We start from the raw sequence: 19,771 nt of genomic DNA, 5'->3' as shown, positions 1-19,771 counted from the left end.
CAGTTATCCCTACCGCATGGAGAAACTCATACTGGGTAGAAATATTGAACGAAATAAACTACTAGCTACAATAAGCCAGATTGCTTAATCCGGGAGTATTTACTAAGTCAGTATTGGCTACCCAACCATTACCGGATAACTCTCCAGGGAAACTTCTGGCAAGATCGATTTCTACCCAAATATAATTTTCAGATTTGTATGACTTAACTATATTACCTGTAACCAAGTTCACAAACACGATTGTGTTGGAATTAAGTGTTGTAATAAAAGCTCCTTTTGTGCTTGGTTGACCACGTAGAGTTACAGGTTGTACAATTTGCCGACATACACTACCAATAGTAGGTTTACTCATGTTGTTATTCGCCTGACAAAACTTCAGCACAGCAGTTTGAATAAACCCTGAAATCGGAGATTTAATTCTGACAAATCTATCTCCACTAGCTGGTATATATGCTAAAGCAATGTTCGTTTTTGCCGGCAGTATTCTGACAGCGTTGGATGATGTTGAAGGTTCTTTGAAAATTGCAGTATCTACTTTAGTTGCACGACAACTCGACTGTGAAGAATTGGAGGGAGTCTGCGCGATTTGAGCAAATACAGGTATACCCAGAGTAAACGTAGCAATCTTTACTAGAGTAAAAGTATATAACAACTTCTGAAATTCCACGTTTTTTCCTCAATACCACTTACGAAAGACTGTACATTAGATTCGGAACTTATAAACTCTGAGATTACAAGAACCTACAAAAATTATTTTAACCATTAGAATATCATACAATGGCTTATTAATACTAATTAGAAACTACGCCCAATCTAGTAATTATGAATTAATCCACTAATACTAGAATACTTGAACAGTTTGTCAATACAGTTATGAGAGTAAAAGCTCTTAATCAACAACAGTCTCTAAATACATCAATTAGTAATAAAAATATTTAAAGAGTAGGTAACTTTTATAGATGCTAATGCATAATGGATAACAAGTCGTAGCCAGCCGTTTTTGGTCTGGTAGTAAACTATTAAAGCAAGTAGAACAGAATTCTTCCATTTCGAGCGATTATCTTTAGCCGTTACTCCTACGGTTTATTTTTGCCCTGGTAGTAAGTCTTTGATGCGTTCCCATTTATCTCATCTTGCAATGCATAGTGGCGTGTCGAGATTGATACCTATTTGATGACACGCCCTAGTAAAGCGGCAAATGCCGTGTGATATTTGTGATAGCGAAGGTGTGAAAATCTACCCAAACTAAATACTTATTTGTTAATGTAGTTTATAAAACAGGATGCTTCCTAGTAATTAAAGATAAATGTCTTCTTCACAAGTTTTTCAAATTGTTTTGCTATAAACATAAATATAGGGCGAAAACCTTTAAGAAATTTAAAATTCACAAGTAACTAAACATAGTTGAGGGATTAGTCGTTTTTGACAATCCAGCATCTGGAAACCAGAAACCGTAAAGACCAGTTACCAATGAAATCGGAGGTCTATTATGATGTTTAAAAAAATTCTAGTTGCATTAGATCGCTCGGAAATAGGGCAACAGGTTTTTGAGGAAGCCTTGGGTTTAGCAAAGTTAACACAAGCTAGCTTAATGCTAGTGCATGTCCTATCTCCCGAAGAAGAGGGTAGTCCTTACGTACCTATGCTGTCTAATTTTGACTACTATCCAGGATTGAGCAGTCAAAACTTCGAGTTATACCAAAAGCAATGGGATACCTTTAAAAATCTAGGAATCCAGATGTTGCAATCGTTCTGTGCCCAAGCTAACGCAGCAGGTATAACTACGGAATTTACACAAAATATTGGTAATCCTGGTCGCATCATTTGTGATTTTGCTCATAGTTATGATGCTGACCTAATTGTGATGGGGCGTCGGGGTCGTTCTGGGCTGATGGAACTATTTCTCGGTAGTGTGAGTAACTATGTTCTTCACCATGCTCCTTGTACGGTGCATGTTGTACATCTTTCAGTTGCTCCTAAAACACATGAAGTTGTCAAAGAAACTACAAACAGCTTAAGCGTGAACTAATTACTAACATTGCAGAAATCTGAGCGAGTCAAACTCTGAATGTAGTTTATTTTCGGTTACTTACTTCCTTCAATCTCCACAACCGATCCTTAACCGCACGGTATTGGGCTAAAATTAAGCGTAGACATAGCTTTTTCAGTGAAAAAGAAAAAGTCCGCTACCCAAAATTAGAGTTGAGAACGAAAAGTGGATCTATGGAAGAAGATACTATTGAGATCGCTGGTTTTCATGCTCATGTTTACTTTGATCCCGCCAGCCGGGATGTAGCTGCGCGTGTACGTGAAGGATTGGGCGCTAGGTTTGAGGTGCAACTTGGACGCTGGTTTGACAAGCCCATCGGCCCCCACCCAAAAGCAATGTATCAAGTTGCTTTTTTACCGAATCAGTTTGATAAAGTCGTTCCCTGGTTAATGCTTAATCGTGAGGGATTGGATATTCTCGTTCACCCTGAGACAGGCGATGCTGTGGCTGACCACGCAGTTCATTCTTTATGGTTAGGAGAAAAGCTAGATTTGAATATTGGGTTTCTTCGAGAGCTTAATTCGACTTTATCTAATTAAAATAAGTAACTTACTTTATTGGGTAAAAGTTCTGGATTGCGGCGGAGAACTTTTTCTGTTGAACTATGTTAAAGAATATTAAACCGATTAGCCTTGAACAAAATTTAAATTATAAATTATCTTGACTTTAATATTTAGTCAATGGTCACTTGCTTGAGTAAAGCTATCCACATATCGGACGGATCTGAGTAATAATCAACTTCCTCAACTTGATATTGATAAGATTCACAACCTTCTTGTAAAATAATGCGATCGGAGGGTTTAATGGCTGTCCCGCTTCCAGTCATATATCCGATTGTTCCTTCATTGAGGCGCTCAAATACGTAGTCACTTCCAGAAACTAGTTGGCTATAATCGTGTATTTTATGCTTCTGTTTTAATTCCTTTACTGGAAAGTTAACTAGGGCTAACTTACTTAAAAAACTAAAACTTAAGTTCATACTTGTCCTGATCAAAGACATAAGTGAGTTTTCCCCAAAAAGAAATCTATAACGAAGAGTTCTGGACTCTAGGCGAATCTCAATTCCTTTCAATCACCAATCCAGAATCGAACGGGTGAAAAATCTAGTTAGCAAGCAATCAACCGCACTGACAGCTAGTAAAGCCAATACTTCACCCAATGTCTAATTAAGCCCCTGCACCCACAAGTAGCAAAAATAAATTACAAACAGTTAGTTGACAAGGTACTTAGAAAAATAATTGTAAATTATGAGGGATCATTTACAATTAAGCTTTCTTAAATCTTAATTATTAGTTATTAATATTTAATTTTTATACAATGATATCTTTTGCTCAATAACCCTTTGAAATCATTCATGATTTTGCATATATCAGGTAAAAATTAACTATTGATTACTTTATACATTGAACTTAGAGCATCATTACAATCATATTATCCAGAAGTCTATAGCATTTATTTATTGATTAACCACTTAAATTTACATTACTATAAACCACAGCTTCAACTGTAAAACCACCGAATTATTTTACAAATCTGGGTTAGATAGGAGTATTTTTAACTTAACTAAATAATATTTATTGTATAAACCTTTTATATTTTGAGAAGATATCTATGTATATTTTTTCATATAAATAGTATTTAGTCCCTAGTTGTGGTTTTTAGAGCTACATCTACTTGCTTCAGTAGTACTTCTAGGGTGGAAGAGTTATTTAAAACGACATCTGCATGAGCCACTTTTTCTTCGATAGATAATTGGCTGTTGATCCTGGCTCGTGCTTGTTCTCTATTTAAATGGTTTCGTTGTATCAATCTTTGTAGCTGTTGCTCTTGTGAACAACGCACTACCCAAACTTCTGTAACCAAATCAGTCATCCCAGCTTCAAATAAGAGAGGCACTACTAACACCAGTGTTTGTGAGGAAGATAGGGCGATCGCTTTGAGGAAGCGATCGCGCACATCAGGATGAATCAAATTGTCTATCCAGTTGCGTTCATCTTGACGATTAAAGATAATTTCGCCTAGCTTTTGGCGGTTGAGGCTGCCATCTGGTAGTAAAATTTGTTCGCCGTAACGCCCTGCGATCGCACCAAGAATAGGCGAACCTAAAGATACTGCCTCTCTAGCATAAATATCTGCATCCAGAATCGGCAGGTTATAAGTGCTAGCTAAATAATTGGTGACAGTGGTTTTGCCTGTGGCAATACCGCCAGTTAAGCCGATTATACGTTTTTTCATTTTTCATTTTTCATTTTTCATTCTCCCTCTGCTCCCTCATCTAATAATTTGTCGCCCATGCGATCAATGCTTGGGTTAAACCATCTAAAGTATATTCTTGGGCTTCTACATCCACACGCCTAAATAAAAAATGACACGTTTTGGAAGTTTGAGGCCCAATAGAGGCAATACAAACACCTTCTAAGAATTGACTAGCATCAGAGTTATTGGAAAATATCTTGTTAGTAAGTTGACAGAAAAATTGCACCGTTTTAGAACTGGCAAAAGTAATCACATCTATTTTGCGGTTTTGGAGAGCTAGCTGTGCCTCTGGTGGAATACCACTCGGACAACAAGATTGATATGCAGCAACTTCTATCACCTTTGCTCCCTTGAGAGTTAATTCCTTAACCAAAATTTCTCTGCCGCCGCTTTCAACTCTGGGAAATAAAACCTTTTTATTATGCAGATCCTCTGGGAAATTTTCCACTAAAGAATCAGCAATAAAGTTTGGGGGAATAAAATCTGCTTGGAGAGAGTGTTGTTTTAGACAATAGGCTGTTTTCTCACCAACGACGGCAATTTTGACGCCTGCTAAGGCACGGCTATCTTTAGCTTGGGCGTTTAGCCTTTCAAAAAAGTAGTCTATGGCATTGGTAGAAGTGAGAATTAACCAGTCGAAGTCAGATAAATGAGCGATCGCATTATCCAAAGCTTCCCAACAGGAGGGCGGGCCGATTTCTAAGGTAGGCATTTCGATTACTGTCGCACCTAATGTGATGAGGCGATCGCTAAATTGGCTCGATTGTCCAACTGAACGTGTCACTAAGATTGTTTTGCCACTAAGAGGAAGACTAGATGAGGGGAAGTTACTTAACATAGGTTGGGGTATAAAAATACTCTCGTTCACAGCCGGAATCTGGGAATGTTTTTCTCCAGACTCGTGCTTGATAATTTAGTCTAAATATATATTCTCAGGTTGTAAGTACTTCCGTAGCCCAACAACTTCGCCAATAACAATTACTGCCGGAGAAAGGGATAATTCGGTGGTTTGTTCTACAATATTGCCCAGTTGCGCTGTCCAAATTTGTTGACGAGGAGTTCCTGCCCAACGAATGATGGCAATGGGTGTTAAGTGCGATCGCCCGTGTCGCACCAGTTGATGTATTATTTCTGGCAGATGTCGTCCTCCCATCAAAATTACTAATGTCTCTAGCCGTGAGAGTGCTTCCCAGTCTAAAACTTCTGGTTCATGAGCTGTAAGCACTGCAAAAGTGCGACTCAACACCGGATCTGTGAGGGGAATTCCTGCTAACAAAGGTGCTGCAAGGGCTGAGGAAATTCCTGGTACGAGTTCAAAATCACAACCAGATGCTTTCAGCGCTTCAATTTCGGAAGTACAACGCCCAAAAATCAACGGATCGCCTGATTTAAGCCGTACAACTTGTTTTCCTTGCTGGCAATGCTTTACTAGTAACTTGTTAATCTCAGCTTGGGTTGTACTGGGTTTTCCACCGCGTTTCCCAACATCTAACTGCAAACAATCAGGTGGTACGCACTGCAACAATTGAGCATCTACCAGGGCATCGTAGACTAAAACCTGAGCAGCAGCTAAAAGATTGTAAGCTTTTACCGTCAGGTATGCCACATCTCCAGGCCCAGCACCTACGAGGTAGACTTTACCCTTTTCTTGAATCATGGTCAGCTGTCATTGGGCATTGGGCATTGGGAAGAGGTAGAGGGACAGAGAGATATATTTTAGAATACAACTTGTTGTCAACATAGTTTTATGAGTCTTTGATACTCGCGGACGAGTCTTTGATACTCGCGGACGAGTCTTTGATACTCGCGGACGAGTCTTTGATACTCGCGGACGAGTCTTTAATACTCGCGGACGAGTCTTTGATACTCGCGGATGAGTCTTTAATACTCGCGGATGAGTCTTTAATACTCGCGGACGAGTCTTTGATACTCGCGGGCGAGTCTTTAATACTCGCGGATGAGTCTTTAATACTCGCAGACGCAGATAAGAACTTCACTCCTCTGCTGCCATGCCCAATGCCCAAAGCCCCATGCCTAATCCCCAATGCCCATTATTCAATTCGTTCGGATATTCATTTTTTCGATTAGCTGATCGACTTGCTCAACCATTTCTTTGTTTTCCTCAGCTTGGAATAACTGTCTGGCTTTTTTGAGATTAACGATCGCTTCTTCTAGTTGTTGCTCTCTTCCCAAAGCAATCCCCAAATTATAGTAAGTGAATGCATCGTTGGGTACAAGGCTAATGGCTTTTTTGTAATGTGCGATCGCTTCTTGGGGTTTACCTTGATCGTCCATCGCATTTCCCAAACCCGTGTAAGCTTGTGCATGTTTGGGATCGAGGCGAATCGCTTCGCTATAGCCGGCGATTGCTTCTGTTAGCTTGCCTTGAGCGTAAAAAGCGCTTGCTAAATTATAGTGAGCGTCTGCATAGTTGGGATCGAAGCTTATGGCTTTTTGGTAATGTGCGATCGCTTCTTCTAGTTTGCCTTGAGCATACAGAGTATTTCCCAAGGCGTTATAACCTGCGGGATTTTTTGGATCGAGGCGAATGGCTGCTGTATATTCAGCGATTGCTTCGTCTGGCTTTCCTTGAGCATACAAGGCATTGCCTAAGTAATAGTGAGCGTCTGCATATTTAGGATCAAAGCTAATGGATTTTTTGTACTGAGTAACTGCTTCTGCTAGCTCACCTCGATCGTACAGAGCATTTCCTAGACGCGTGTAAGTTGGGGCATAATTGGGTTTGAGGCGAATAGCTGCTGTATATTCGGTGGCTGCTTCTGTTAGCTTGCCTTGAGCGTAAAGAGCATTTCCTAAGTTATAGTGAGCGTCTGCATAGTTGGATTCAAGGCTGATAGCTTTTTTATATTGTGCGATCGCAGCTTCTAACTGATTGAGTCTTGCTAAAGTCAAACCTAAATTAAAGTATGCTCCAGAGTTTTTCGGATCGAGGTTAATGGCTTTTTTGTAATGTGCGATCGCTTCTTGTGGTTTACCTTGATCGTCGAGAGTATTTGCCAAAGCAATATAAGCTTGGGCAAAGTTGGGTTCTAGTTCAATTGCTTTCCGAAAAGCCGCCTCTGCTCCTTTGAAATCTCCTTGTTTATAGAGATTGGTTCCTTGCTCGAAGCTAGCAACTGCGTTTTTGCTCTGAGGAACTGCGGACTGTGCATCATGAATTTTTGATAAAACAACGCTAACATTTTTACCAAAGGCACTATTCCCATTATTTAAACACAAGCAGATAATAGCTACTACTAGGACATTCTTGTTTTTCAGCATTTTTATTATCTTACCTGCTTGGTTTACATATAAATTTCGCACTGCTTTTCTATCCCGCCTCGGAATGAATTCCGAGTCTCATAGCTGAAGTCCACTCAAGTGGACTGAATTGATCATTTAGTCCACTTGAGTGGACTTTCGCTATCAGCCCTGAACTTCATTTCTGGGCGGGATGGCGGTGAGTATGACAGTTTCACTCTGACAAAAATGTGGGTAGAGAATTTTTCGACTTGTGTGTACACAGTAGGCTTGCCAGGAGGGGAGTAAAAGCATACCTTTGGCGGAGTTCTACCAGGAATTATAAGTGATTAACCTAACTGGATACAAGTGTACTCTCATATAATTATCCATTTGTACACAATAAATGGAGCTTTATTAGAAGTAAAAAGTCCTTTTTTAGGTAATTGCTGACACGTTTGCTTCAACAAGTTTAGCAATAGCTGCAATTAATTTTTCTGGGTTAAAAGGCTTGGGTAAATGCATCTGAAACCCAGCTTTTAGTGCTTCTTGCTGGTCATCGTTTCTAGCAAAAGCAGTCAAAGCGATCGCTGGAATTTGTCCACCTTGCTCTGCTGTCCAACTTCTCACTTTACGTATTAACATATAGCCATCCATATCGGGCATACTAATATCGCTAACCAACACATCTAGCTTTATCTCTGCTAGAGTTTGTAATGCTTCATAAGCAGAAGATAAACCGATAACAAAAGCCCCATCTTGCTCTAATACAAAAGCAGCAAAATCTAGCGAATCAGGCTCATCATCGACAACTAAAATCCGAACGCCAGCGAGAGGTAAAGACTTAGAAGTTAATAATACAGGGTCGTTTTGTTCATCAGTCAGGCTTGGCTTTTCATCTTGCAGAAGCGGTAAACTAACAGTAAATGTTGCCCCTTTATCTTCTCCGTGGCTATCTGCTTTGACAATGCCGCCATGTATCTCGATGATATTACGTACAATTGCCAATCCCAATCCTAATCCACCAAAATTTCTCGTAGAGGTACTATCTGCTTGGCGGAAGTAATCAAAGACAAATGGCAAAAACTCAGCGCTAATTCCTTTACCTGTATCGCTAACTATGATTTGAGCATAGCCATCGGCTTGCTTTAATCGCACTTGTATTTTTCCTCCTTTGGGTGTAAATTTTACAGCGTTAGAAAGGAGATTCCAGACAACTTGCTGCAAACGAGTAGAGTCGCCCATAACTTCCCCCATCAGGGGTTCAAATACTGTACTTACCTCAATCAACTTTGCTTCTGCTGCTAAACGCATTGTCTGTAGTCCGGACAATATCGTAGACTCTAAATTAATCTTCGTAATATCTAGCGTCAGTTTGCCCTGTAAAATTCTGGAGATATCCAGTAAGTCTTCAATGAGTTGAACCTGTAACGTGGCATTCCGCTCGATGGTGGCTAGTGCTTCAGATGTCTTCGTTTGGTTTATCCTGCCGGTTTGCAACAACTTTGACCAGCCGAGAATTGCGTTTAGTGGAGTGCGTAATTCGTGAGAGAGGACGGCTAAAAATTCATCTTTAATTCGATTGGCTGTTTCTGCTTTAGCTCGTGCTATTTGTTCTAATTCCAGCAGGTGTGCCCGTTCTTCAAGTATTTGTTTTTGTTCGTGGATATCTGTACATGTTCCAAACCACTTTACTACAATACCTTGCTCATCTTTGAGTGGTAAACCTCGCGCTAGCTGCCAACGATAGGAGCCATCAGAAGCCCGTTTAAAGCGATATTCATTGTTATATATAGTGCTATTTTTTACAGCATTACACCAAACTTCATCAGCATTTTGGATATCATCTGGATGCAATGCAGCCAACCAACCAGAACCCAATGACTGCTCTAATGTTAGCCCAGTGTATTCGCACCAATTTTGATTAAAAAAATCACATTCACCGTTAGGATTGGTTGTCCATACAAGTTGAGGAATTGCCTCAGCCAAGTAACGGTAGCGTTCTTCGCTTTGTCGAAGAATTTCTAAAATACGTTGGCGTTCAAGGATTTCTTGTTGTAATTGCTCATTAGCTTTAGTCATTTCATTGGTGCGAACAGCAACCATTTCTTCAAGATGATTCTGATATTTTCGCAGTTCCTCCTCTACCCGTAAGCGTTCGCCTATTTGTGTTTGAAGTTCTTGATTTCCTTGTTCTAGTTGAGCAGGGCTAGGAAGTGCCAGCGCTTGTGGAACTAGAGGTATAAGTTGTACTGCTGTAATTACAGAAATTATTGCAGTTACTGCTTTGACAAACCCTGATAGCCAATAGGTTGGATGCCAAAGCGTCCAAATTTCTATTAAATGAGTGGTGCCGCAAGCTACGATAAATGCACTAAACAAGAGAAAAATCCAATCAAAGGGCAAATCCTGTCGCTTGCGAACAAAGTAGAAGAGTGTAGCTGGAATCGAGTAATAAGCTAATGCTATAAATGCATCAGATAATATGTGTAACCAAACTAAATTCGTTTGCCATAGATAGCAGTGTCCATGTGGAATAAATGATTCTGATGTAAAAAAAATAGTCCACAATCCTGATATATTTTCTGACATAAACACTTGACTTTTTTGAATCTATAACAATTAACTAATAAAATTTTTTTTTAATTAGCCCAATTTGTTCGCATATTTTAAATTTACTATTACTATTATCTTGTCTGAAGATAGGAATAAGAGAATGAGTAAACGAACCGCAATCGCGGTTCGTTAAAAGAATGACTTTAATAAAGAGTTAAGCTGTAACTCAACATTGGAACATAATTAGGGCAGACAGTAGTCAATTCCAAAATAAAACTCATTCTCCCCATCATGAGAGGAATGGTAAAAAAATTAGGAGACGGAACAGGAAAATTTAATCTCCGCAATTCTAACTTAACTTAAGATTTACTAGACTTATCACTCATTTTATCTAACAGTTCAGTGATTTTTTTAGCTTTTTCAGGTTGGCGTTGTTTTTGCAATAAATCTTTAGCTTGTTGCAGGTTAATTTTAGCTTCATCTTCTCGCTCTTGCTGCATGAGAATATTTGCCAGACGCAAGTAAGCGTCAGGATTTTTGGGACTGCGGCGAATCACTTCCCGGAATAATTCTGTTGCTTCTTCTATTTGGCCTTGTTGGTTTAAAACATCTCCCAAAAACAAGCGCACCACATCATTAGTAGAGTTAAGGGAAATCACTTTCCGAAAGGCTGCTTCTGCACCTTGGTAATCTTTGGCTTGAGCAAGATTGATTCCTTTTTGAAACAAGTCTGAGGTAATCAAAGTTTTCCAAGCGAAATAGCCAAGAATTGACAGACTAAGCACAACTACAAAAGCAGGGATAATAGAACTAGTAGGAAAGGTTTCTAGCATTGTCTAAGCCAAAAGACAGGCGATAGGAAAAATCAGGTATTCGATAAAAAATAGTTTCCAGATAAATTGATAAAATTGAGCGATCGCACTTTTATCTTGTAAGTCTACTGCCAAACTCCGCAACCACATCCAAATTAGCAGGGCTAAATGAGTAATTACCAGAAATAGAGGGTTAATTGAGGCCACACGTAGCACACCAACTAAAATTATCCCCAGATAGCAGGCAGTTATCACCCAAAGAGCTAGATTAAATACAGCTTGTGAACCGAGTTTGATAGTGAAAGTAGAGATATTATAGAGGCGATCGCCTTCCATATCGGGTATATCTTTAAAGATTGCGATCGCAAAGGTAAACACCAAGATAAATAACGTTAGCACCCACACCACGGGCGGAATTACTTGGCTTTGTTTCAGCACCCAACTATAGTGCAAATACAACCCTAAATTAACAATCGTGCCGCGTACCGAAAAAATACACAGCGCTGCCCAAAATGGGAACTGTTTCAAACGAATTGGCGGTAAAGAATAAGCAGTACCAATGGCCAAACTAATTGCTACCATGCCAAATAAGAATGGCCCAGTTAGCCATGCCACAACTAGCGCCAAAATCCCAGTCAAAGCAACAATTAATTGCCCCGTCTGTTGAGAAAACTCACCTGATGCCAACGGTAAATGAGGCTTATTAATCTTGTCAATATCAACATCTTCTAATTGATTCAGCCCCACAATGTAGACATTGCCACACAGACAAGCAATCCATGCACCTAAAACAGGGAGGAGCCACTGCGGTCCTGGGGTATCCCCAAGTCGAGCAAGTGGCGTTAGGGAATGGGGAGTAGGGAATAGGGAAACAGTACTATTACTAATTGCAATGGCAATAAAATACAAACCTAACACACTTAGACTTGTACCAATAATCGTGTGAGGGCGAGAGAATTTCCAGAAAGCATATAACCAATGGAAATATGATTGAACGGGTTTGCGTGGCAAAGGGCTGTTTTGAAAACTCTGGCTCATGAGTACCTTAGATTCAGTATCCGGCTTATTGTTAACCCTGACTTTTCACGGGATTTAGAAAACCTCCTCCTGCTCTCTCCTGTTGTTGAGAAGCTTTTAATTCTCCCAATTCCCTATTAGGGAAGGGGGGTTAGGTTTCGCGTTAATTTCTCCACATCACCTGAGTTGTCAGATTGTTAACCATTGTCACAGAATTTGGTCATTAACAAGAGCCAAAGCTTTGGACGTACTGTATTTTGTAGGGGAGGTAGCGGCGGCTTAAACCTTTGCCACAGCCCACCGTAATGCTACTTAAAACAATCAATATACCTTATGAAAGAGGCTCTATGCCGAAAAAATCTGACAAACAAGCGTGAAAATACCTCTTCCCGATTCTCTTCTGCTACTCCCCATAACGGTACAATCTATCAGAAAAGTAAATAAATAGTTAAATTATGACAGCTAATTTGACATCTAAAGCGACATTTGACTTTGTGAGTGTGCTATCCCAAGCTGCGGCTGCGTATCAAGGACAGGAAGGCACACGCCCTAGTGCTGAAATATTAGTAAATGCATTGCTACAAGCAGAAAAATCTACCAAGCAGGAACGGTTAACTTATCCGTTTGAGTCTCTTCTGGGCAAATGGCAACTTTGCTTTGCCACTGGTACTAAGAAAGTTAGAGAGCGTGGCGGAATTGTATTAGGCAAGGGTTTATATGTACCCAAGTTTATAAAAATCCATGTTTCCTTTAATGCCACTTTGGAACAGGATTCAGACAGGGGCGAAATTAGTAATCAGGTTGAATTTGGCCCAGTTTTGTTGAACCTCACGGGGCCAGTGCAATATTTAAGTAAGAAAAATTTATTGGCGTTTGACTTTAACCAAATGCTTATTAGTCTGTTTGGTCGTGTTGTTTATAACAGACCAATGGGTTCTGGTATTCAAGTAGAAGATTTCTACAATCAGTCCATAGCTAAACAGCCTTTCTTTGGCTTCTTTTTAGTGACGGAAGATTTTATTGCGGCTCGTGGCCGGGCTGGAGGATTGGCATTTTGGATTCGAGAAAGTTAAAGAAAGGGGATTCCACATTTGCGCGAATTATCAAACTGGACGACAACTAGACAAAATACTGTGCATATTTACTACTTGTCCAATGACTGCGATCGCAGGCGCACCAAATCCAGTTTGCTCTACCTGCTCTACAATTGTTTCTAAAGTACCAATCAATTCTTCTTGTTCTGGGCGCGTACCCCACCGCACCAAAGCAATGGGCGTTTCTAAATTCAACCCGGCGGCACTTAACTGTTCCACAATATAAGGCAGATTGTGAATTCCCATATAAATTACAATGGTTTCGGAACCGTGCGCGATCGCATTCCAATCCACTTTCGGTCTATACTTACCCACCGCCTCGTGACCAGTCACAAATGTAACTGAAGAACTATATAGCCGATGAGTTAATGGAATACCTGAGTATGCGGCGGCTGCAATACCCGATGTAATACCTGGCACAACTTCCGTTGCTATTCCCGCATCAACTAATTCTTCCATCTCTTCGCCACCGCGACCAAAAATAAAAGGATCGCCACCCTTCAACCGCACCACAATTGCATGATCCTGCGCTTTCTCAATCAGCAATTGAGTTGTTTCTTCTTGGAATAGCGAATGTTTCCCTCTCCGCTTACCAGCGTTAATTTGCTCGGCTTGGGGATTAATCATTGCCAGAATTGCCGGACTCACTAAGGCATCATAAACAACTACATCCGCACATTCCAATAAACCTTTTGCCTTCAAGGTAATTAGTCCTGGATCTCCTGGCCCCGCACCTACTAAATAAACCTTTCCCAAATACTTATTCTCCTGTTTTTCTGTGCGGTTCATCTATCTTGTTAAATCCCAAATTAGCTCTGCTAATTCTGCACTTGCTCCCAGTGGTTCTGCCAATTGGAAATTCACCGCAGAAAATTGTAATTTTAGCTCCTCTATTGAGGCCGCGATCGCATCGGTTATTCCACCTGCGAATAAAAAGTATGGCAAAATTGCAATTTCTTTATAACCAGCAGCTACCAACTCTTTCACTCGTGATTCTAAACTAGGAGGGACAGACCAATAAGCAGCCACTGCTGGTAAACTCGCTGCTATTGCTTCCACAGTTTCTTTAGAACCTGGGCGACGGCTACCATGAGTTAAGAGAATCCATGCTTCTGCTTTTATCGCAGCTATTTGCTTGGCCAGCAATTTCTCTAAATTGGGGTGAGAGCCTAAGTATGGTTGCAACTCAATCATGATATCCTGACCAATAGCCTGTTGTGCTAGTGCTACTTCGGCAGGAATATCTGTCATTACATGCACTCCCGGCAGCAGAAATAACGGTACAATTTTGATCCGATTCTCGTTTTGAGATAGTTTACTTTGGTGTAGTCCAACCCAGGCATCGTCAAAAGCGCTCTTAGCAAATTGCTGAATCTGCTCGTGTAAAGGCTGAGGATTCATTTCCAAAGCAGCTATGCCAACCTGATGTTCGTTATTTAATGCGTTGTGGTTTTCTGACAATTTGTTATGTACCAGCTTTGCTAGTTGCTGCATAGCAATTTCTGGGCGGCGATCGCGGCTTCCGTGAGATACTAGCAGATAGGCAGATGACATCGGCAAAGCTTTAACTCTCAGTGACTAATTATCATATCTTACTTAAGATTAAGCTGGTGGTAATAAGTAGTCAGGTGATTATTGAAACTATTATCAAATACTAAATAGAAGTATTTTTAATCACTTGTATAAGGAACTTCAAAAATTAAATTACTTAATTACTGCATCGAAAACAACTATCAGCTTCTGCTCTCCCTGTCCCCTGCTTACTCTTTCTCGGCAGTATAAGTATAAAATTGATCAAAAGCTCCCACCGTTTCAAATTTGTAAGAAGGTAGCCAAGAGTTTATTTTTAAATCTGTACGGTAAATGCTAAAAATAATATAATTTTGTCTTTCTGTAGTCCTGGCAATAATTTCTTGGATTTGCGGGTTAGCCGAGTCAACCAACTTATCACAATTAAAACGAATTAAATTTTCTATAATATTGGTAGTTTTTTTGCATACATCGGTTTTTAAGTATTCTGTCAGCCGTTGTACAGCATATTCTTCATACTCAACCTGACTGGGATTGGTGTTCGCCATTGTCATACCCAAGGCGGCGAGTCCTGCTGCTGCACCAGTATATGCAATGATCGTTAAGGATTTCATATTTGCCAAAAATTCATTATAATTGTTAGATTTCAGAGACTCTAAATCAACTAAGTCCGTTCCTTAAATAAAAATCCTTGATCGCTTGCCAAATTATTGCTATAATCAAAATTGTTGAATGGCGAGCGTAGCCAAGTGGTTAAGGCAGTGGTTTGTGGTACCACCATTCGTGGGTTCAATTCCCATCGTTCGCCCTAAATAATTTCATATTAATATGTATACTCCTGTAAAAGGTAGGTTGTGTGGTATTAACACTCATAACCATCACTTTAACAAGGATCTGTCATTTATAGCTTTATAGACTTGGAAAGATTGTAAGGCGACTATAATTCCTTAGCTTATCTTATAAAACAGGAGTCAGAATACAGAATTCAGAATTCAGAATACTCTACCCATAAAGGGATAGAGTTTTCAGGCGAGAATATTTTAATTTTTTTCGCCCACCAGGGGCGAGGTTTTAACCAATATTCAGACGCTCGCGGACTCGCTTGCCGCCGGCGCTATCACCCACTCGTACAGAATTCATACTGAATTCTGACTCCTGAGTTCTGAATTCTTCTTATAAAAAATGATGTATACAAGCAACATCTGTCGTTAGGATAAGACAGGAGGCAGAAGGCAAGAGGGTTTTAGCCTCGTTTCAGCCTATCGAACGAGTCCTCAATCCCTACTGCTCGATTACTTTGGCGAAGCATGAGCGAGGGAATGGATGCTGAATTTTAAAACCTTATTTGAATCGATACCGGGATTGTATATCGTCTACTCACTCGCCCTTCCACCTCAGCAGGGGGGACAAATTCCCGCTATTGCTCTAACAGCTTATGCCGGAGAACTCGATCAACAGCAAGCGATCGCCGCCGGATTTCAACGTCACGTTGCCAAACCCATTGATCCAGAAGTTTTGGTGGCGATCGCCGTCGAAATGTAGACTTGTATGCTGTTCCCTTAAATGATATTATAAAGATTACATCAAGCAGTTAAGGGCGTGACAAGTTGTGCCCAAATTTTTATGCAGTTATTTAATAACATCTATCAAAAGAAATAAAAATTGTATACCTTTAGTTAGAGCAAAAAATACTGAGTCATAGATACTTTAAGTAAAGAAGAACATGGTTTAAGTGCCTGCTGAAAAGTTGATAATTGTAGGTACACAGATAAATACAATTTATCTGTGTAATTTCATGTTTATATGTGGTCTAACAAAAGGTGGAGGCTTATTGGCCTCGCCTTGAAAGTCAACAATGCAAACATCGTCATCAATTGGAGTTGCCATGTCTGAATTGCTTCAAGCAGTCTTAGATAGTGAAGAAAAAAGTGATTTGCGTTCCTTTCTTAGTGAATTACGCCAACAAGACAAGAAGTATTTGCTGCGGAACGACATCCTTAATGTATATAGTGAGTATTGCTCAAAGTCTCAGAAACCAGAGGAATTTTATACTACCTCTGAGTTAGGCAAACTGATTTACTATACTCAAGAAATTATTCAGGAAGACTCAAATTTTTGTTTCATCATCCGTTCTAAGATTGCCAGCCAAGAAGTTTATTGGTTGACATCAGACTTGAGCATTGAGCCGATGACTGTGCAGGATCTGTTAGATTTGCGCGATCGCTTGGTGAACAAATATCATCCCAACGAGGGCGACCTGCTAGAATTGGACTTCGGCCCGTTTTATGACTACACCCCAGTCATCCGCGACCCCAAAAATATTGGTAAGGGGGTAGAATTTCTCAACCGCTATTTATCCAGCCAAATCTTTCAAGACCCCAAAGAATTGCTGGACAGCTTATTGAATTTCTTGCGCCTGCACCACTACAATGGTATGCAATTGCTACTTAACGATCGCATTCAATCACAGCAGCAACTTTCCGAGCAAGTCAAAAAAGCTATCAGTTTTGTCAATAATCGTCCCGATGATGAACCCTACGAACAATTCCGATTCCAATTGCAGTCAATGGGTTTTGAACCCGGTTGGGGTAACACCGCAGCGCGAGTCCGGGAAACTTTAAATATTCTTGATGAATTGATTGATTCTGCCGATCCTCAGACCCTAGAAGCCTTCATTTCTCGTGTCCCGATGATTTTTAAAATCGTCTTGGTGTCAGCCCACGGTTGGTTTGGGCAAGAGGGAGTGTTGGGGCGTCCCGATACTGGCGGTCAGGTAGTTTACGTCCTCGACCAGGCAAAGAGCCTAGAGAAGCAGCTACAAGAAGATGTCCTGCTTGCGGGTTTAGAGAAATTGAATGTTGAGCCAAAGGTAATTATTCTCACCCGCCTGATTCCCAATAGTGATGGCACCCTTTGTAATCAACGGCTAGAGAAAGTCCTTGGTACCGAAAATGCCTGGATTTTGCGAGTGCCTTTGCGGGAATTTAATCCTAACATGACTCAAAACTGGATATCTCGGTTTGAGTTTTGGCCTTATCTAGAAACTTTCGCTATTGATTCAGAAAGAGAACTACGGGCAGAATTTCACGGCACACCTGACTTAATAGTTGGAAACTATACTGATGGGAATTTAATAGCATTCTTGCTGGCGCGACGCTTGAAAGTTACCCAATGCAATGTTGCCCATGCTTTGGAAAAATCTAAATACTTATTCAGTAACCTCTACTGGCAAGAATTAGAGGAGAAATATCATTTTTCATTACAATTTACAGCTGACTTGATTGCAATGAATGCTGCCAATTTTGTTGTCAGCAGCACCTATCAAGAAATTGTGGGAACACCGGATAGTGTGGGACAGTACGAGTCTTATAAGTGCTTCACCATGCCGGAGTTGTATCATGTGACTAATGGCATTGAATTATTTAGTCCCAAATTTAATGTCGTACCGCCTGGAGTAAACGAAAATAATTACTTCCCCTACACCCGGACTAAAGACCGAGTAGAGAGCGATCGCCAACGCCTTGCAGAAACACTCTTTACTTTGGAAGATCCCGCGCACATCTTTGGCAAACTCGACGATCCTAACAAGCGCCCTCTCTTCTCAATGGCGCGTCTTGACCACATCAAAAACCTCACAGGTTTAGCTGAATGTTATGGTCAAAGTAAAGAACTACAAGAGCATTGCAATTTAATTTTAGTGGCGGGTAAATTGCGCGTCGAAGAATCAGGCGACAACGAAGAACGTGACGAAATTATCAAACTCTACCAAATAATTGATGAGTACAATCTCCACGGCAAGATTCGTTGGTTGGGTGTGCGCCTGACTAAAACTGATTCTGGTGAAATTTACCGAGTCATTGCCGATCATCAGGGAATTTTTGTACAACCAGCTTTATTTGAAGCTTTTGGTTTGACAATTTTAGAGTCGATGGTTTCAGGATTACCGACTTTTGCCACACAGTTTGGTGGCCCGTTGGAGATTATTCAAGATAAAGTTAATGGCTTTTTGATTAACCCAACAAATTTAGACGAGACAGCCACAAAAATTGTGGATTTTATCACTAAATGCGAACAAAATCCTAACTATTGGAGTGAAATTTCGCAGCGAGGAATTGACCGAGTTTATAGCACCTATACTTGGAAAATTCATACTAGCAAGCTGTTATCATTAGCACGGATTTATGGCTTCTGGAACTTTACCTCGAAGGAGAATCGAGAAGATTTATTGCGTTATCTTGAGGCTTTGTTCTATTTAATTTACAAGCCAAGAGCGCAACAGCTATTAGAGCAGCATAAATACCGTTAGTTTGTCATTTGTCATTTGTCATTAGTTAAAAACTAAAGACAAATGACTAAATTGTTAACGCCCGCCAAGTTCGTTGACCAACTACTCCATCTGTTGCTAAATTCTGCTGATTTTGAAAGGCTTTGACAGCAGTCTCTGTCAGTGCGCCGTAAATTCCATCCACTCTAACGGCATAACCGTTAGACACTAACAACCGTTGTAAGGCTCTGACAGCAATACCAGAGCTACCGAAAGAAAGAGTCGGCATAGGTTGACTACTAAACTTTTGGAACTGTCCTATAGCCTTTGTACGGACTTGATCTCCAGACTGAGAATACTTATTAGACTCACCTAAATTAGAAGAACCTAGTTTCGGATTCTTTTTGCTGATTTTCTTAAGTATATGTTTTTTCTCTGGTGCGATCGCACACGAATAAGCCTGAGAAATGCAATCTGTCTGCATGAATTCAGGTGGTGTGACTTGAGCAGTTATCTCTAACTGACTCTGTTTTGATTGGTTTATGTCATTCTCCATCTGAACTAATTGCTGCTGTGGCAAATTGGCTCCAGATGCTTGTCTTATTGTTAACACGCTCGTCATCATCAGGCCAATTTCAGTCATAAGAAGATCCCCGAAACGTAAATAAAATAAAACGGTACAACGTTGTTGCACAGTCTTGAATTTTAACTAGAATTTAGATTATTACATCAGGACTTACGCAAAATCATGAAAAAACGAACCGCAAAGGAGAGGCCGCGCGGTCTTGGGGGTCTCCCCCATGAGCGACTGCCGTCGCAAAGGACACAAAGGAACAAGAGTTTCAGAGAGTTTTTGCGTAAGTCCTATACATAATAAAATTACACAGTAGGACTGAACATTATGTCTGTACAATTCTCTTACCTAATCTGTGTTAATTTTTGTAATAATTTA

Annotated in this window: 16 protein-coding genes, 1 tRNA gene and 1 pseudogene; 6 read left to right on the top strand and 12 right to left on the bottom strand. The window is 40.3% G+C overall.

Annotated elements, in window-relative coordinates; translation table 11 throughout:
* Positions 1-61 precede the first annotated feature (61 nt).
* Complete coding sequence (locus tag V7K25_RS24905) at positions 62-667, bottom strand: hypothetical protein (protein WP_335161563.1); 606 nt, start codon at positions 665-667, stop codon at positions 62-64.
* Positions 668-1,492: 825 nt separating this feature from the next.
* Here V7K25_RS24905 and V7K25_RS24900 point away from each other — a divergent pair.
* Positions 1,493-2,029 (top strand): universal stress protein, encoded by a 537-nt coding sequence (locus V7K25_RS24900; protein WP_335161617.1) that lies wholly within the window; start codon positions 1,493-1,495, stop codon positions 2,027-2,029.
* Positions 2,030-2,223: 194 nt separating this feature from the next.
* Positions 2,224-2,589: a DOPA 4,5-dioxygenase family protein gene (locus tag V7K25_RS24895; protein WP_335161561.1), complete on the top strand. Its 366-nt coding sequence runs from the start codon at positions 2,224-2,226 to the stop codon at positions 2,587-2,589.
* A 134-nt stretch (positions 2,590-2,723) separates the two neighbouring features.
* Here V7K25_RS24895 and V7K25_RS24890 read toward each other — a convergent pair whose 3' ends face one another.
* From V7K25_RS24890 to V7K25_RS24860, 7 genes and pseudogenes are all read right to left on the bottom strand, one after another.
* Positions 2,724-3,029: a hypothetical protein gene (locus tag V7K25_RS24890; protein ID WP_335161559.1), complete on the bottom strand. Its 306-nt coding sequence runs from the start codon at positions 3,027-3,029 to the stop codon at positions 2,724-2,726.
* A gap of 659 nt (positions 3,030-3,688) precedes the next feature.
* On the bottom strand, positions 3,689-4,285 hold the full coding sequence (coaE, locus tag V7K25_RS24885; protein ID WP_335161557.1) for a dephospho-CoA kinase: 597 nt from the start codon (positions 4,283-4,285) through the stop codon (positions 3,689-3,691).
* Between the two features lie 40 nt (positions 4,286-4,325).
* Positions 4,326-5,963 (bottom strand): annotated as a pseudogene (gene cobA / locus V7K25_RS24880) (uroporphyrinogen-III C-methyltransferase).
* Between the two features lie 398 nt (positions 5,964-6,361).
* The gene (locus V7K25_RS24875; RefSeq protein ID WP_335161555.1) at positions 6,362-7,588 is read right to left on the bottom strand and encodes a tetratricopeptide repeat protein; all 1,227 of its coding nucleotides are present in this window, start codon (positions 7,586-7,588) and stop codon (positions 6,362-6,364) included.
* 396 nt (positions 7,589-7,984) lie between these two features.
* Positions 7,985-10,138 (bottom strand): hybrid sensor histidine kinase/response regulator, encoded by a 2,154-nt coding sequence (locus V7K25_RS24870; protein ID WP_335161553.1) that lies wholly within the window; start codon positions 10,136-10,138, stop codon positions 7,985-7,987.
* Positions 10,139-10,461: 323 nt separating this feature from the next.
* The gene (locus V7K25_RS24865; protein ID WP_335161551.1) at positions 10,462-10,935 is read right to left on the bottom strand and encodes a tetratricopeptide repeat protein; all 474 of its coding nucleotides are present in this window, start codon (positions 10,933-10,935) and stop codon (positions 10,462-10,464) included.
* 3 nt (positions 10,936-10,938) lie between these two features.
* Positions 10,939-11,952, bottom strand: coding sequence for a homogentisate phytyltransferase (locus V7K25_RS24860; RefSeq protein WP_335161549.1), 1,014 nt, complete (start codon positions 11,950-11,952; stop codon positions 10,939-10,941).
* A gap of 434 nt (positions 11,953-12,386) precedes the next feature.
* On the opposite strand from V7K25_RS24860, the gene V7K25_RS24855 reads away from it, so the two are divergent.
* The gene (locus V7K25_RS24855; RefSeq protein WP_335161547.1) at positions 12,387-13,004 is read left to right on the top strand and encodes a hypothetical protein; all 618 of its coding nucleotides are present in this window, start codon (positions 12,387-12,389) and stop codon (positions 13,002-13,004) included.
* A gap of 30 nt (positions 13,005-13,034) precedes the next feature.
* On the opposite strand, the gene cobA (V7K25_RS24850) is transcribed toward V7K25_RS24855, so the two are convergent.
* From cobA (V7K25_RS24850) to V7K25_RS24840, 3 genes are all read right to left on the bottom strand, one after another.
* Positions 13,035-13,814: a uroporphyrinogen-III C-methyltransferase gene (gene cobA, locus V7K25_RS24850; RefSeq protein ID WP_335161545.1), complete on the bottom strand. Its 780-nt coding sequence runs from the start codon at positions 13,812-13,814 to the stop codon at positions 13,035-13,037.
* Positions 13,815-14,579: a sirohydrochlorin chelatase gene (locus V7K25_RS24845; protein WP_335161543.1), complete on the bottom strand. Its 765-nt coding sequence runs from the start codon at positions 14,577-14,579 to the stop codon at positions 13,815-13,817.
* Positions 14,580-14,785: 206 nt separating this feature from the next.
* A complete protein-coding gene (locus V7K25_RS24840) occupies positions 14,786-15,169 on the bottom strand; it encodes a DUF4359 domain-containing protein (protein ID WP_335161541.1) in 384 nt (127 codons plus the stop codon).
* A 121-nt stretch (positions 15,170-15,290) separates the two neighbouring features.
* Between V7K25_RS24840 and V7K25_RS24835 the strand changes: the two genes are divergently transcribed.
* From V7K25_RS24835 to V7K25_RS24825, 3 genes are all read left to right on the top strand, one after another.
* A tRNA-His gene (locus V7K25_RS24835) sits at positions 15,291-15,363 on the top strand.
* Positions 15,364-15,878: 515 nt separating this feature from the next.
* Positions 15,879-16,097 carry a hypothetical protein gene (locus tag V7K25_RS24830; RefSeq protein WP_335161539.1) on the top strand — a complete coding sequence of 73 codons (219 nt, stop codon included), beginning with the start codon at positions 15,879-15,881 and terminating at the stop codon, positions 16,095-16,097.
* Positions 16,098-16,440: 343 nt separating this feature from the next.
* Complete coding sequence (locus tag V7K25_RS24825; protein ID WP_335161537.1) at positions 16,441-18,861, top strand: sucrose synthase; 2,421 nt, start codon at positions 16,441-16,443, stop codon at positions 18,859-18,861.
* A 46-nt stretch (positions 18,862-18,907) separates the two neighbouring features.
* Here V7K25_RS24825 and V7K25_RS24820 read toward each other — a convergent pair whose 3' ends face one another.
* Positions 18,908-19,462 (bottom strand): peptidoglycan-binding domain-containing protein, encoded by a 555-nt coding sequence (locus tag V7K25_RS24820; protein ID WP_335161535.1) that lies wholly within the window; start codon positions 19,460-19,462, stop codon positions 18,908-18,910.
* Positions 19,463-19,771 lie beyond the last annotated feature (309 nt).

It is taken from the genome of Nostoc sp., assembly GCF_036919495.1.
GTDB lineage: Bacteria > Cyanobacteriota > Cyanobacteriia > Cyanobacteriales > Nostocaceae > Nostoc.
Note: the sequence above shows the minus strand (reverse complement) of the source record. Positions and strands in the feature narration are given on the sequence as shown.

Coding starts and splice junctions, on each gene's coding strand:
- V7K25_RS24820 (WP_335161535.1), bottom strand. CDS start 19,462: ATGACTGAAATTGGCCTGATGATGACGAGCGTGTTAACAATAAGACAA.
- V7K25_RS24870 (WP_335161553.1), bottom strand. CDS start 10,138: ATGTCAGAAAATATATCAGGATTGTGGACTATTTTTTTTACATCAGAA.
- V7K25_RS24825 (WP_335161537.1), top strand. CDS start 16,441: ATGTCTGAATTGCTTCAAGCAGTCTTAGATAGTGAAGAAAAAAGTGAT.
- V7K25_RS24855 (WP_335161547.1), top strand. CDS start 12,387: ATGACAGCTAATTTGACATCTAAAGCGACATTTGACTTTGTGAGTGTG.
- V7K25_RS24865 (WP_335161551.1), bottom strand. CDS start 10,935: ATGCTAGAAACCTTTCCTACTAGTTCTATTATCCCTGCTTTTGTAGTT.
- V7K25_RS24875 (WP_335161555.1), bottom strand. CDS start 7,588: ATGCTGAAAAACAAGAATGTCCTAGTAGTAGCTATTATCTGCTTGTGT.
- coaE (WP_335161557.1), bottom strand. CDS start 4,285: ATGAAAAAACGTATAATCGGCTTAACTGGCGGTATTGCCACAGGCAAA.
- V7K25_RS24890 (WP_335161559.1), bottom strand. CDS start 3,029: ATGAACTTAAGTTTTAGTTTTTTAAGTAAGTTAGCCCTAGTTAACTTT.
- V7K25_RS24860 (WP_335161549.1), bottom strand. CDS start 11,952: ATGAGCCAGAGTTTTCAAAACAGCCCTTTGCCACGCAAACCCGTTCAA.
- V7K25_RS24840 (WP_335161541.1), bottom strand. CDS start 15,169: ATGAAATCCTTAACGATCATTGCATATACTGGTGCAGCAGCAGGACTC.
- V7K25_RS24895 (WP_335161561.1), top strand. CDS start 2,224: ATGGAAGAAGATACTATTGAGATCGCTGGTTTTCATGCTCATGTTTAC.
- V7K25_RS24845 (WP_335161543.1), bottom strand. CDS start 14,579: ATGTCATCTGCCTATCTGCTAGTATCTCACGGAAGCCGCGATCGCCGC.
- cobA (WP_335161545.1), bottom strand. CDS start 13,814: ATGAACCGCACAGAAAAACAGGAGAATAAGTATTTGGGAAAGGTTTAT.
- V7K25_RS24830 (WP_335161539.1), top strand. CDS start 15,879: ATGCTGAATTTTAAAACCTTATTTGAATCGATACCGGGATTGTATATC.
- V7K25_RS24900 (WP_335161617.1), top strand. CDS start 1,493: ATGTTTAAAAAAATTCTAGTTGCATTAGATCGCTCGGAAATAGGGCAA.